Raw genomic sequence first — 12,843 nt, forward strand, 5'->3', positions numbered from 1 at the left:
GCCCACGGTCCACCCCCCCGAGACCGGTTGAGCACTCACCCACCCCCCCATTTAGAGTGCGAGCAGGCGGAGGGGTTTCCGCTATGCTTAGGCGTTTTTAACAGGACACCCGCATAAAGGAGTGGCCCGCCACCTCGTGTTCTTAGGTGGCGGGCCGCGCTTCGAATTTCTCCGTGTCTAAGTATAAACACGGATTGATTAAAGGAAAGTTAAAATTCAAAAAGTGGGGCAAATCACTCTTTTAGAAGCTGGAGCTGCCACCCCCGGCGCTAAATCCCGAGGAAGACACGGAGCTGCTGCTCGATTGCGCCGCCTGATCCGCCTTCACGTTGGACTCGTGCCAGGCGTGCATGTGCACGTACGGGACGTACCCGCCGTACCAGAACCCGGATTCGTAGACCGCCGGCGCGGTGAGCTTCTCGCGCTCCTTGACGTCGCTGAACTGCTTCTTCTTCACTTGGTCCAGGATCACTCGGTAATCGCCCAGCACGCGCACGAACTCGTCCAAGTACGTGGGGGAGGAGGGGTTGGCGTCCAGCGCCTCGATGCGCTGCATCAGCAGGTCCAGCTCGCGGCGCAGCCCGGAATCTTTCACCTCGCTGCGGGCGCGAAGCACGTCCTCGCGGATGGTGCTCAGGTCCGCCCGGCGCGTGGCTGGGTCGCCGTGTTCGACGCCGAATAGGCGGTCGATGTTGTCCTCGGCGTTGGAGACGTGGTCCACGGACTCGGCGGCGTCGGCAAGCTGCTTGCGGTGCTTGTACACGTCCTTGTCGTCGTCCATGTTGATCGAGCTCAGCCCCTGCGCGCCGTGCACCAGCTCGTTCATGCCTAGGAAGCGGTCGCGCACTTCGGCCCACTGGCGGCGCAGCGTCTCGTCCGCAAATGCGGACGACAGCGAGTTCGCCCGCACATCCACCTCGTCCAGGCGGCCCGCGAGGCGGGTGTACTCGTGGGTGACAAGCTCGTAGTCCTCGCGGGCTTTCGCAATTGCCTTACGACGATTGCTGCGCACCGCCACCACACCCGCACCAACCGCGGTGGCAGCGCCGAACCCACCCATGCCGGCGCCGGCGATCGCCCCGCCGCGGTCGTTTTTCGCGTCGTTGAACTTCCGGTCCGAAAGCCCGTCCGCGTCCATGGCCAAGTTCGCCGTGCGGAACAGGCCCGAGGGAATGTTGCCTTCCTTCACGCCGGGCTTCATGGCGTCGAGAAGCGACTCGCGGTAGGAGTCGTCGTCGAGCATGAGGGTCTCGGTCACGTCGTCGCCGCCGTAAATGAACGCCTGGCGCGGATCCAGGCCGACGCCCACGATGAGCACGCCGTCGGCCGGGCGGCCGTTTTCGCCCTTGGACTGGTCGATCAGCTCGGGGTACTGCGAGCGCAGCAGCTCCTCAACGTCGTCGAGGATGTTTTCGTGGTTGGTTTCGAACACCATGTAGTGGAAATCCGTGACCACGTCAGCCGCGTTGATGTTGGCGGTGTCGCGCTGGAGGTGCTGCTCGTCTTCGGGGGTGAGGACGTCCTGGGGGTCGTCGATAGTCGCGCTCGGCGCACCGGCGGCCTGCACGGTGAATTGATCGCGCTCCGGGACGTCGATGGCGGAGTATGCGGCACCCGCCCCACCCAGGCCGACGAGCGCGGCGACGCCGAAGATGGCTGCTATCTCCTTCATCATTCCCATGTGCCCAGGGTAACTCGGTGTAACGCTCCATGACGAGGACACGATATCCCACATACACGTGTCAGATAACTGGCAGGTTTCATCGAATTAATTCAGGAGATTGCCATGAAGCGCATCGCCACCGCTGCCGTCGCAGCAACCCTGTCCCTGTCCGCTCTGTCCGCTCCGGCATTCGCAGCCGACGCTGACACCGCTCCGGCCAAGGAGAACCAGGGCAGCTCCGCCCAGGCAGAGGGCGACCAGGCTGCGGGCGAGAAGGTCGGCTCCTCCGAGGTGTACAAGAAGTGCAAGGAGGAGAAGAAAGCTGAGGCCGAGAAGGGCAAGGAAGCCACCGCTGGCAAGGACGGCGACAAGGCCGAGCCGGGCAAGGAGAAGAGCTCCAACAACGCCACCGGCGAGTGCATCCAGCAGCTCATCGACAACCCGGACACCAAGCCCGGCATCCTGGGCCTGCTGATCGGCGTCCCGGTTGCCCTCGTTGCACTGCTCGGCGCAGCAGCAGCATTCTCCGGCGCCATCCCGGGTGTTCAGCTCCCAGCCCTGCCGTTCTAATTCGGCTCGCCTGAGCGATCCTCGGCCCGTTCCCCACTCAGGGGAGCGGGCCGTTTTTTCGTGTCACGGTTTGGGCACATTTCCCTGAATCGCTTGAAAGCTTTTCGTGGACACGTGTTAACTGCGTTGCAGGTAACTCAACCTACATAAGGAGAAAACCATGAAGCGCATCACTTCCGCTGCCCTCGCAGCAACCATGTCCGTGTCCGTTCTGACCGCACCGGCCTTTGCCGCTGAAGGCGATGAGAAGGTTGGGTCCTCCGAGGCGTACCAGAAGTGCCTCAAGGCTCAGAAAGAGATCAAGGGGGAAATCGACAAAGCTCCGACCGCAGAGCAAAAGCAGCGTCTCAAGAAGATTGTTGACGAGTCCCGCGAAGAGGCTGGAGTCGGCAGCTCCACCGATTCCGGCGTCTGCATCAAGGGTCTGACCCACGAGGACAGCGAGTACCGCTCCTCCGCACTGGGCGTCCTGATCGGCGTGCCGCTCGCCCTCGTTGCACTGCTCGGCGCAGCAGCAGCGTTCTCCGGCTCCATCCCGGGTCTTTCCCTCCCGGCCATTCCGGGCCTACCGATGTAAATAGGGTTCATCCGGCTTAGCCGCGTACCCGAAATAACCCGGTTCCTGCTGCGTAGGGGCCGGGTTATTGTTCTGCTACGTACCAGTACGAGAGTTCTCCCTCCGCTCACAAGGGTTTCGCAGATAGGCCCCGTAGAAAGTTTGTGATCCGGGCGAGACACCCCGGGATGAATCCGACACGAGAAGGAGAATTATGTCCGCAAACACTCGTATTGCCGCATCGGCTACCGCACTCGTGCTGGCTACCGCCGGCCTCACCGCCTGCAACGACAGCGACGGTGACACCGACACCACCGGGGTCAACCCGTCCGACGCCATCACCTCGGAGGACCCGGTCTCCGGCGGCTCTTCCTCCGGCGGCTCCGCATCCGACGGTTCCTCGGTCGGCGGCTCTTCCGCGGGCGGGTCCTCGGTCGGCGGCTCCTCCGCAGACGGCTCCGTGTCTGACGGTTCCGCTGGCGGCGCCGTGTCCGGCGACTCCTCCGTCGGCGGTTCCTCCGCGGGCGGCTCCGCATCCGGCGACACCGGCCTCGGCGGCGCAGAGATGACCGACTCCCCGCTGGGTGGGGCAGAGGCTCCGGAGCAGGTTGATCCGCTGAGCCCGCAGATGACGCCGTAAGCGCAACACGAGAAAGGCACCGGCACGGAGTATCCCTTCCTCCGCGCCGGTGCTTTTTTCGCAGTTAGAACGGCTCTTGCACCGCGCGGGTGATCACCACGGCGTCGGCGTCGATGCGTTCGTGCAACTGCCTATCGACGTCCTCCGGTCCATCCGACGTCAACAACCATCCCGCCCACGCATCCTTGCCGGGGGAGAAGTGCCCGTCGCCCTTACCGATGATGTTTAACGTGGCATCCCTCAACCACAGCGGGCCGACCAACCCCGCATGCTCCGTTCCCTCGAGCGGGGCCACGTACGGCTGGTAGGCGACGGCGTTGAGGTCGGCCACGGTGTCGTCGAAAAGCTTCTGCGCCAGCAGCATGTGCTCGGGCGAGCCGAGGTAGACGATGGTGGTCAGCGACAGGGTGCCCTGCGGTTCGTCGCGAAGTGTGAGGTCCATCAGGCCGCCGAGGCTGGCAGGGAGGTGCGTCGGTGCGTCGTGGTCCTCGAAGAAGAATTTTTCGATGGCGTTGTCGCGGTTGGTGGTGGCAAAATCCACCAGCGCGTTGAGCTCGTACAGCTGCATCTGATCCGGGGCGGGCAGGTTGTCGTACGCGGCCTGGCAGCGCAGGTCCCAGAGGGTGAACTCGTCCTCGATGGGGTGGGGGCGAGGGGAAACCGCTGAGATGACAGCCCCACTCGTCTCAATGCGCTGCCGGTAGAGCGCGTACGCCTCCTCGAGGTCGCGCTCATGTGCCACGAAGTGGGTAGTGACGATCTCGAAGGGCATGCGCAAGAGAGTAGTCGATTGGGCAGGGCGAGGGGTGGTGCGGAGATCGGCGATGTTTCACGTGAAACCTAGTCGGGAAGGCGGTACTTTCGGTTCCTGCTCGTCGGTGGTGCGGTGGGGACAATTTCCTCGGCGTCAACCAAGTTTCGGAGCCTGGGGCGCAAGGAATTTACACTCACTCCGAGATGGTCCGCGATATCGCGTGCTGCAGCTTCCCCAACTTCCGTGAGATAGGAAATCAGCCTTCGATCGGCTTCGTCGACTTCAGGTTCGCCTACTGCAAGGACGAAAGTGTCGCTGGAGCTACCTTCCCTGAGCAGATTGCGATCGGCCAGGTCACCCAGCAGCTCACGTGCATCATCACTGTCGAGCCCGATATGTTCCCGCAGCTCCTTGACCGACACACCACCAAGCCCTTGAGCGATAGCCAGAGCGATCTGCTCCTCTCGCGTACTTCCTGGCGCCACGGAGGCCAGCCATTGCGAAACCTCTGGATTGAGAATTCCGAAGCGATACAAGGTGACGGTGAATTCACCAATCCTCGCATCGAATTGTGGCTGAGGCAGACCGTAGCGTTCCATACCCTTACGCATTCGTTGGATGCCGCTCCCTTGATTCTCCGCCACACGCATCGACCCTGAAGGAGTGGGCAGGTTGCTAAGAAGATTAGCGAGCGATGGGTTACGGCTCACCGAACGATTTTCATCGATGTTGTCCACCGTCCGGTCACTCCACAAACCACCCGGACTGTTTACCTCAACTCGATCGGGGTACACATCCACCTGCACTTGGCGACCTTGAACTTGGGGACTGTAATCCCTGTGCATCACCGCATTCACAATCGCCTCGCGTAACGCGATCTCGGGAATCTCGGGCTCGTCGACCATGGTCGATCCCACTTCCACTGAACGTGTTCGAAGGTTGCGCATTACCGCCTTAATTGCGTCCTCCACCGCGAGCGGCAGGGGACCGTCGCAATGGGCTCGATCCACAAACCTGGTTTCCGAGACGGACTTCTCTGGTGAAGGGTGCACAGCCACGTCGATGAACAACTGCGGGAAAAATTGTTGAGGGTAGCGTCCGAGAGCTAAACCACCAGCCAGAGTTGGGAGGCCAGCGCCGTCAAGTACGTGGAGACGTTCCAGGACATCAGCGTCACCGGTCGTCCCAAGGCGGATACGAGAACCGCGTTTCTCCAGCGATTCGATTAGGCCCCTCCATGCTTGCCCATCTAAGTCGTCGAGGCCAGCCTCACTAATGGGTGAGAGTTCCGAGAGGTCTGGCGTGTACAGCGTCGTGAGCTGAAACACTTCGTAGCTAGACAGTCTCTGGTCCCCATCCAAAACCCTCTTGTACGCGCCATCCCGCAGTCCTTGAGCTGTGACATAGCAGGGCATCTGCTGGCCCAATTGTGCGTCACCCCGCATCGGATGGACCCACACCAGAATCACCGGAGAACCATCGACCTCGTCAGTCTCAATGTCGAAACGGGGGATGGGTGTCACAGGAGGCTTCTCTTGCCCCTGGCGCAGCGCACTAATGAGTTGGTCGTTCATACGGGCAGAGTCAAACCCCGGCGCCGGAGTGAAGCTACCGTCACGTTGATTTTCCTGGATACCGAGGACGATTACTCCGCCTTTGGAGTTGGCAAAAGAGCTCACCGCTTTCCAGAACGCGGTATCGAGTTTCCCCGTTCCAGACTTCGCCTCAATGCAGTGATCATCGTTTCGTTGCCGTCGCAACCGGGCCATGATGTCATCCATGCGCTGACTCATACCCTCACTTTAGCCCGTTTCTTACAGTGAGGCCCCGTTTCTCCGTCACTTTTTACAGTGAGAGCCCTTTTTCGCGTCACTTCATACAGTGACGCGCTCATTTTTACAGTGAGGACCCTTCTCAATACAGTGACGGCCCATAGTTTCACGTGAAACATGGCAAAAAGAAAACCGCCCCGGAGGGCGGTTGAGCGCGGTAGCAGGGGACTGCTACACAGCGGTGGAGCCGGTGGCGGGGGCGGCCGAAGGTTCGTCGATAGGCGACTGCTTGTGGATCTTGCCCGACGCGAACTTGTTCACGATGAGCGCGACCGCGCCGTCGCCGGTGACGTTGGCGGCGGTGCCGAAGGAGTCGACCACGATGTAGGACGCGATCATGAGCGAGAGCATCGAGTCGTCGAAGCCCAGGTTGGACTGCAGCAGGCCGGCAGCCGCCATGATGGCGCCGCCCGGCACGCCCGGGGCCGCGATCATCATGATGCCCAGCAGGAGGATGAAGCCGAAGATCTCACCGCCGGAGACGTCCAAGCTGGCCATGTACACGATGGACAGCGCGTAGAGCATGATCTTCATCATCGAGCCGGACAGCTGGATGGTGGCGCATAGCGGGACCACGAAGCCGGCGACGTCCTCGTCCACGTTGTTTTTCAGTGTGGACTCGTAGGTGACCGGGATGGTAGCGGCAGACGATGAGGTGCCCAGGGCGGTGAAGTACGCCGGCAGCATGTTCTTTAGTGCCTTGAACGGGTTCACGCCGGCGACCGCGCCGGCTACCAAGTACTGCAGCAGCACGATGATCACGGTCATGACCACGGACAGCAGGAGCACCACACCCATGGCGGCCATGGTGTCGCCAAAGTTCTCGTTCATGCCCAGGCCCAGGAAGGTGCCGAAGATATACAGCGGCAGCAGCGGGATCACGAACGTGACCACGACCTTGAGCACGACGTCGTTGAGCTCTTGCAGCACGTTGTACAGATTGTCGGACTTCACCGCTGTCATGGCCAGGCCCACCACGAAGGCGAGCAGCAGCGAGGACATAATCGCCAGCGGCGGCGGCATCTCCACGGTGAAGTAGGGGGTAAGGCCACCCTCGTCCGGGTCGGCCACGTTGGTGATCAAGTCCTTGCCGGCCAGCAGCTTCGGGTACAGCGCGGTGCCGGTGCCCCAGGCGATCAGGCCGGAGATGACGGTGGAGCTGAAGGCCACACCCGCGGTGATGCCCAGCCACTTGCCGGCGCCCTGGCCCAGGCCCGCGATGGCGGGCGCGATGAGCGCGAAGATCAGCACCGGGACGAAGAAGCCGAGGAAGTTGGAGAACAGTCCGTTGAAGGTGACAAAGACACGGGCCAGCCAGTCGGGGAAGAACAGGCTGCACAAGAACCCGAGGATGATGGCGACAACTACCCAGAAGAGTAGCGACCCTAAGAACTTACTTTTCATGTGTCCAGAGTAGCCAGTAATTATACAGCACACTGCATTTTTGAGCGCTTTTCTTTCGTGTCTGCCCTCGCCGTATGCTTGAGAGCTATGAGCCCGTTTGAAAATATGAGCACTCTCAACGTCGTTGTCGGCATTATCTTTATCCTGCTGACCCTGCTTCTGCTCATCCCCGGCGCGATGGCCTCCGTGGGCAACCTGCCGGGCAACAAGTGGTTCGGCCTGCACGTCCCGGCGGTGCGCAAGGACCGCGCGATTTGGGACCAGGCCCACAAGGTCGCTGGCCCGTTCTGGGTGTTGGCGGGTGTGGCGCTCGCGTTCGGCGCTGCCTTTTCCTTCATCGCCTCCGGGTGGATGTGGGTGCTGCCGGCGGTGGCACTGGTGGCGGCGGTTGTCGCGGCCTCGTTGGGCGGCAACTTCGGCGCGCGTGCGGCCGCGGCGGTGGAGCAGGCGCGTGAGAAGCAGGCGGAGGAGCCCAAGCCCGCAGTAAACATCGATGCTTTGCGACGAGCCGCCGGCCACGCCGACGACCAGAAGTAGGTGCCCATGAATTGGCAGGAAGCGATCCTGACCGTGTTGCGCAAGGCGGGGGAGCCGATGGCGTACAAGGACATCGCCGCCGAGATCGTCCGCCGCGGCTTAGTTAATGCCCCGCACACGAACCCGGAGATTGCCACCCACGCCGCCATTACCGGCTTGAAGGTGGACGGCCTGGTCACCTCAGCCCCGCGCGGAAAGTACCGTCTTCCTGAATAAAATTCCCGGTCGAATACCGGTTCCGCTATAGTTGTCAATTGTGACGTACATGACTTCTTTGAACTGGTGGTGGCTCGCCTAACTGGCGCGCCCCCTTCGAAGTCACGGCCCGCCAGCTTGCACCCCAAGCGCTGCGGGCCTTTTTCACCCTCGGTGCAATGAATACGACAGAACCGAGGACCACATGCATTACACCCACCGCGAGGTGCGCTACCACGAGGACGTGGCCAGCCTCTTCGCCCACATCGGCGGACTCGACGCGGAAGATTCTGTGCTGCTCGAGTCCGCCGACATCACCACCCGTAACGGCCTGCAGTCCGTGGCGGTGCTGCGCGCTTCTGTGCGCGTGACCTGTACCGGCAACCGCGTGACCGTGGAGCCACTGACCCCATCTGGCGAGGTCATCGCAGCGGACCTGGGCCTTGAGGAGTACCGGGTGGGGGAGGGCGTCTACGAGTTCCCCGCATCACGCGCCGCGGACGAGCGCGAGCGTCTCACCGCCCCGTCCTCCGCCGACGTGCTCCGCGCGCTTACCACGCGCGCCGGTTACGGCAACGAGGACTTCCCGTTTCTCGCCGGCGGTTTCGCCTACGACTACCTGGATTCTTTCGAGCAGCTGCCCTTTGTGGAGGCTGGCCCGAACACGTACCCGGATTTCCAGTTTGTGCTCGCCGAGGTGCTCCTGCGCGTCAACCACGAAACGTCCACCGCGTACCTCGCGGGCGTCGATGCGCATGGCGAGGGCATCGATCTCGAGCCGCTCGCGTCGCTTATCGACGCCCCCGTGCCCGCCTACGAACCCACCACCGAGAGCGCGGAGCGTGCCGTCGTCAAGGCAACTGTGTCCGACGCCGACTTCCGCGCGGACGTGGAGGGGCTCAAAGAACACATCGCCAACGGGGACATCTACCAGGTGGTGCCGGCACGGGCGTTCACGGCGGAGTGCGCGGACGCGTTCGGGGCGTACCGCCGGCTGCGCGAGTCCAACCCCTCGCCGTACATGTTCTACCTGCGCGGGCCGGGCTACGAGCTCTTCGGCGCCTCGCCGGAGTCCAACCTGAAGTTCGACCACACAACGCGCCAGGTTGAGCTGTACCCGATCGCCGGCACACGCCCGCGCGGGCTGAATCCGGACGGGACGGTCAACCACGAGCTGGACACCCGCATGGAGCTGCAGCTGCGCACCGACGCCAAGGAGGTCGCAGAGCACACCATGCTGGTGGACCTGGCTCGCAACGACATGGCCCGCGTGGCCGAGCCTCGCACCCGGCGAGTTCGCGAGCTGCTGCAGGTGGACCGCTATTCCCGCGTGATGCACCTGGTCAGCCGGGTCACCGCGACGCTTGCCTCAGACCTGGACGCGATGGATGCCTACCGCGCCTGCATGAACATGGGCACGCTCACCGGCGCGCCGAAGCTGCGCGCGACCGAGCTGTTGCGTGGGGTGGAGGGCACACGCCGCGGCTCCTACGGCGGGGCGGTGGGCTACCTGCACGGCAGCGGCGACTTTGACACCTGCATTGTCATCCGCTCCGCGTTCGTCGCCGACGGTGTGGCCACGGTGCAGGCCGGCGCGGGCGTGGTGCGCGATTCCATCCCGCAGGCCGAGGCCGACGAGACCCTGCACAAGGCCTACGCGGTACTCCAGGCACTCGCCGCGGGCCGCGAATTGGAGGTGCACAAGTGATCGTTTTACTGGATAACCAGGACTCTTTCGTCTACAACCTCGTCGACGCGCTCGCCGGCTTCGACACCGTGGTCTACCGCAACACCGTTGCTGCCGACACGGTGCTCGGCGCGAACCCGGAGCTCATCGTGCTCTCACCGGGCCCCGGCTACCCCGCGGACGCCGGCTGCATGATGGAGGTCATCGAGCGCGCCCAGGGCCGAATCCCCATCCTGGGCATCTGCCTGGGCTACCAGGCGCTCATCGAGCACTTTGGCGGGCGCGTCCAGCCGTGTGGCCCCGAGCACGGCACCTCGGTTCCCATGAGGCTTACGGCTCCGCACCCGCTGTTCCGCGGCCTCACGGTCGGCGGCGCCCCCGGCCAACCCGGCCTGGACGTGCCTGTTGCCCGCTACCACTCGCTGGGAGCGACCGAGGCGCCGGCCGGGATCGCGCCGCTGGCCTCGACGGACACACAGATCGGCGAGGTGATCATGGCCGCCGAGACCGAGGACGGCTACTCCATCGGCCTCCAATTCCACCCCGAATCCATCCTCTCCCCCGCAGGGCCCCAGCTGCTGGAGCGCTGCGTGGAACACCTGCTGCAGAAAGGACGCGACAATGGCTGACCACGTAGAAATCTTCCGCCGCTTCATCAACAACCCAGCCCCGACGTTGGAGGACGCGGTTGAGGCGTTCACCCCGCTGACCGTCGGCGACTACGACGACGTCCACATCGCGGCGCTGCTCGCCACCATCCGCACCCGCGGGGAAACCTTCGCCGACATCGCAGGCGCGGCGAAGGCGTTCCTCGCCGCTGGCCGCCCGTTCCCGGTGACTGGCAAGGGGATCATGGACACCGCGGGCACCGGCGGCGACGGCGCAAACACCATCAACATCACCACCGCCGCCTCACTTGTGGCCGCGGCCGGCGGGGTGAAGATGATCAAGTGCGGCAACCGCTCGGTGTCTTCCAAGTCCGGGTCGGCCGATGTGCTGGAGGCCCTGAACATCCCGCTGGACCTCGACCCGGAGCGCGCGGTGCGCCAGTTCGAGTCCTCGAACTTCACGTTCCTGTTCGCCCCGGCGTACAACCCCGCGATCGCTTTCGTGCAGCCGGTGCGCAAAAAACTCGGCGTGAGCACGTTATTTAACACGATGGGCCCATTATTGAGTCCCGCAAGGCCTGAATTCCAAATAATGGGGATTGCCAATCCTAAGTTAGGCCCCACTATTGCAAAGACCACGAAAACGCTCGGCCGTTCCCGCGCGCTCGTCGTTCACGGCGCCGGCACGGACGAGATCGCGGTCCACGGCGACACCCTCGTCTGGGAGCTCAAGGACGGCGAGATTTCCCACTACACGGTGACGCCGGCGGAGCTTGGCGTGGATAAGCATACGCTCGAGGACCTCCGCGGGGGCGACGGCGAGCACAACGCCGCTGCCATGCGCGCCACCTTCGCAGGGGAGGGGCCGACCGCGCAGCGCGACGCCGTGGCCGTGAACGCCGGCGCGATGTTCTACCTCTACGGCATGGCGGACTCGCTTGCCGCCGGCACGGCGCATGCGAAGCACTTGCTTGCCGACGGTTCCGTGTCCCAGTGGCTCACCACCCACGAGGAGGCGGACTACAGTGGCTAAGATTTTGACCGAAATTGTGGCGAACCGTAAACGTCACATTGACGGAATTCGACAACGTATCGGTCACGTTTCTTTCGACACGTTACGTTATTCAGAGCGATCGCTCTACGACGCTTTGGCCGCCCCGGGTGCCTCCTACATCATGGAGTGCAAGTCCGCCTCGCCCTCGCTCGGCACGATCCGCGAGGACTACAAGCCGGGGGAGATCGCAAGCGTCTACTCGCGCTACGCCTCGGCGATCTCCGTGCTGTGCGAGCCCGACTATTTTGGCGGGGACTACGACCACCTCGCCACCGTCGCCGCCACCACGCACCTGCCGGTGCTGTGCAAGGACTTCATCGTCGACGAGGTGCAGATCTACGCCGCCCGCTACTTTGGCGCGGACGCGGTGCTGTTGATGCTGTCGGTGCTCTCGGACGAGGAGTACACGCACCTGGCCTCGGTCGCGGAGTCGCTGCGCATGGACGTGCTTACCGAAGTCATCGATGAGAACGAGGCGGCCCGTGCCACCAAGCTCGGCGCGAAAATCTTCGGCGTGAACCACCGCAACCTCCACGACCTTTCCATCGACCTCGACCGCTCCGCCCGCCTGGCCGCACTCGCGCCGGACGGGGCAGTGGTGGTGGCCGAGTCCGGCATCCGCGCCGCCGCGACCGTTCGCCGGCTCGGCGGACACTCGGACGGGTTCCTGGTCGGCTCGCAGCTGACCTCACAGCCGGACATCGACCGCGCCTGCCGCGAGCTGGTGTACGGCCCGAACAAGGTCTGCGGCCTGCGTTCCGCATCCGCCGCCCAGGCGGCAAAAGCGGCCGGCGCGGTGTACGGCGGGCTGATCTTCGAAGAGGCTTCCCCGCGCAATGTTTCACGTGAAACGGCCGCACAGATCATAGCCGCGGAGCCGGGGCTCGACTACGTGGCGGTCTCGCGCCGCACCGCGGGCTACGACCGATTGGTCCAGCCCGGCATTGTCGCCGTCCAGGTCCACGCCCCGTACCAGGGCTCGCTCGGGGCCGAGCACGCGCTGATCGCGCGCGTCCGCTCCGAGGTCGATGTCCAGGTGTGGCGCGCTGTCGACATGACTGGGCCCAATGATGCGGCGGGCGTGGCGGAGCTCGTCGACCAGCTAGTGCTCGATTCCGGCACCGGAGGGACGGGGGAGCGGTTCGACTGGTCCCGCATCCCCACTACCGACGCGCTGCTCGCCGGCGGCTTGACCACCGAAAACCTCACCGACGCGCTGCGCACCGGCTGCACCGGCCTCGACCTCAACTCCGGCTTCGAAGACCCCCTCGGCCACAAGGATGCCGCTGCCTTGCGACGAGGCTTCGCCACCATCCGCAACTTCCACACTTAAGGACAAAAAC

At 63.8% G+C, this 12,843-nt stretch carries 13 protein-coding genes; 9 read left to right on the forward strand and 4 right to left on the reverse strand.

All coding sequences use genetic code 11. The features are described 5' to 3' along the window. Positions 1-241 precede the first annotated feature (241 nt). The gene (locus CAFEL_RS11005; protein WP_194559892.1) at positions 242-1,681 is read right to left on the reverse strand and encodes a DUF5129 domain-containing protein; all 1,440 of its coding nucleotides are present in this window, start codon (positions 1,679-1,681) and stop codon (positions 242-244) included. Between the two features lie 105 nt (positions 1,682-1,786). On the opposite strand from CAFEL_RS11005, the gene CAFEL_RS11010 reads away from it, so the two are divergent. From CAFEL_RS11010 to CAFEL_RS11020, 3 genes are all read left to right on the forward strand, one after another. Beyond that, entirely contained in the window at positions 1,787-2,233 is a 447-nt protein-coding gene (locus tag CAFEL_RS11010; RefSeq protein WP_194559893.1) for a hypothetical protein, read from the forward strand. Positions 2,234-2,393: 160 nt separating this feature from the next. Next, positions 2,394-2,810 (forward strand): hypothetical protein, encoded by a 417-nt coding sequence (locus tag CAFEL_RS11015; protein WP_194559894.1) that lies wholly within the window; start codon positions 2,394-2,396, stop codon positions 2,808-2,810. 193 nt (positions 2,811-3,003) lie between these two features. Next, the gene (locus CAFEL_RS11020; RefSeq protein WP_194559895.1) at positions 3,004-3,429 is read left to right on the forward strand and encodes a hypothetical protein; all 426 of its coding nucleotides are present in this window, start codon (positions 3,004-3,006) and stop codon (positions 3,427-3,429) included. Positions 3,430-3,493: 64 nt separating this feature from the next. Here CAFEL_RS11020 and CAFEL_RS11025 read toward each other — a convergent pair whose 3' ends face one another. The 3 genes from CAFEL_RS11025 to CAFEL_RS11035 all read right to left on the reverse strand — a co-directional run bounded on the left by CAFEL_RS11025 (position 3,494) and on the right by CAFEL_RS11035 (position 7,419). Continuing rightward, the gene (locus CAFEL_RS11025) at positions 3,494-4,201 is read right to left on the reverse strand and encodes a hypothetical protein (protein WP_194559896.1); all 708 of its coding nucleotides are present in this window, start codon (positions 4,199-4,201) and stop codon (positions 3,494-3,496) included. A 68-nt stretch (positions 4,202-4,269) separates the two neighbouring features. Further along, positions 4,270-5,964, reverse strand: a complete 1,695-nt coding sequence (locus CAFEL_RS11030; RefSeq protein WP_290172053.1) for an ATP-binding protein — start codon at positions 5,962-5,964, stop codon at positions 4,270-4,272. A 222-nt stretch (positions 5,965-6,186) separates the two neighbouring features. Further along, the gene (locus CAFEL_RS11035) at positions 6,187-7,419 is read right to left on the reverse strand and encodes a dicarboxylate/amino acid:cation symporter (RefSeq protein WP_194559898.1); all 1,233 of its coding nucleotides are present in this window, start codon (positions 7,417-7,419) and stop codon (positions 6,187-6,189) included. Positions 7,420-7,524: 105 nt separating this feature from the next. Between CAFEL_RS11035 and CAFEL_RS11040 the strand changes: the two genes are divergently transcribed. The 6 genes from CAFEL_RS11040 to trpCF all read left to right on the forward strand — a co-directional run bounded on the left by CAFEL_RS11040 (position 7,525) and on the right by trpCF (position 12,833). After that, entirely contained in the window at positions 7,525-7,956 is a 432-nt protein-coding gene (locus tag CAFEL_RS11040; protein WP_194560170.1) for an SdpI family protein, read from the forward strand. Between the two features lie 6 nt (positions 7,957-7,962). Beyond that, the gene (locus CAFEL_RS11045) at positions 7,963-8,172 is read left to right on the forward strand and encodes a winged helix-turn-helix domain-containing protein (RefSeq protein WP_194559899.1); all 210 of its coding nucleotides are present in this window, start codon (positions 7,963-7,965) and stop codon (positions 8,170-8,172) included. A gap of 184 nt (positions 8,173-8,356) precedes the next feature. Next, complete coding sequence (locus CAFEL_RS11050) at positions 8,357-9,859, forward strand: anthranilate synthase component 1 (RefSeq protein WP_194559900.1); 1,503 nt, start codon at positions 8,357-8,359, stop codon at positions 9,857-9,859. Beyond that, positions 9,856-10,467 (forward strand): glutamine amidotransferase-related protein, encoded by a 612-nt coding sequence (locus CAFEL_RS11055; protein ID WP_194559901.1) that lies wholly within the window; start codon positions 9,856-9,858, stop codon positions 10,465-10,467. Before CAFEL_RS11050 ends, CAFEL_RS11055 begins: the two co-directional genes overlap by 4 nt. Beyond that, complete coding sequence (gene trpD, locus CAFEL_RS11060) at positions 10,460-11,479, forward strand: anthranilate phosphoribosyltransferase (RefSeq protein ID WP_194559902.1); 1,020 nt, start codon at positions 10,460-10,462, stop codon at positions 11,477-11,479. Before CAFEL_RS11055 ends, trpD begins: the two co-directional genes overlap by 8 nt. Beyond that, entirely contained in the window at positions 11,403-12,833 is a 1,431-nt protein-coding gene (gene trpCF / locus CAFEL_RS11065) for a bifunctional indole-3-glycerol-phosphate synthase TrpC/phosphoribosylanthranilate isomerase TrpF (protein ID WP_194559903.1), read from the forward strand. Before trpD ends, trpCF begins: the two co-directional genes overlap by 77 nt. The last annotated feature ends 10 nt before the right edge of the window (positions 12,834-12,843 follow it).

This window comes from Corynebacterium afermentans subsp. lipophilum (assembly GCF_030408375.1).
Taxonomy (GTDB): Bacteria; Actinomycetota; Actinomycetes; order Mycobacteriales; family Mycobacteriaceae; genus Corynebacterium; species Corynebacterium lipophilum.

Excerpts from the sequence above, each read along its gene's own strand:
- CAFEL_RS11005 (WP_194559892.1), bottom strand. The coding sequence starts at position 1,681 with ATGGGAATGATGAAGGAGATAGCAGCCATCTTCGGCGTCGCCGCGCTC.
- CAFEL_RS11010 (WP_194559893.1), top strand. The coding sequence starts at position 1,787 with ATGAAGCGCATCGCCACCGCTGCCGTCGCAGCAACCCTGTCCCTGTCC.
- CAFEL_RS11015 (WP_194559894.1), top strand. The coding sequence starts at position 2,394 with ATGAAGCGCATCACTTCCGCTGCCCTCGCAGCAACCATGTCCGTGTCC.
- CAFEL_RS11020 (WP_194559895.1), top strand. The coding sequence starts at position 3,004 with ATGTCCGCAAACACTCGTATTGCCGCATCGGCTACCGCACTCGTGCTG.
- CAFEL_RS11025 (WP_194559896.1), bottom strand. The coding sequence starts at position 4,201 with ATGCCCTTCGAGATCGTCACTACCCACTTCGTGGCACATGAGCGCGAC.
- CAFEL_RS11030 (WP_290172053.1), bottom strand. The coding sequence starts at position 5,964 with ATGGATGACATCATGGCCCGGTTGCGACGGCAACGAAACGATGATCAC.
- CAFEL_RS11035 (WP_194559898.1), bottom strand. The coding sequence starts at position 7,419 with ATGAAAAGTAAGTTCTTAGGGTCGCTACTCTTCTGGGTAGTTGTCGCC.
- CAFEL_RS11040 (WP_194560170.1), top strand. The coding sequence starts at position 7,525 with ATGAGCACTCTCAACGTCGTTGTCGGCATTATCTTTATCCTGCTGACC.
- CAFEL_RS11045 (WP_194559899.1), top strand. The coding sequence starts at position 7,963 with ATGAATTGGCAGGAAGCGATCCTGACCGTGTTGCGCAAGGCGGGGGAG.
- CAFEL_RS11050 (WP_194559900.1), top strand. The coding sequence starts at position 8,357 with ATGCATTACACCCACCGCGAGGTGCGCTACCACGAGGACGTGGCCAGC.
- trpD (WP_194559902.1), top strand. The coding sequence starts at position 10,460 with ATGGCTGACCACGTAGAAATCTTCCGCCGCTTCATCAACAACCCAGCC.
- trpCF (WP_194559903.1), top strand. The coding sequence starts at position 11,403 with ATGCGAAGCACTTGCTTGCCGACGGTTCCGTGTCCCAGTGGCTCACCA.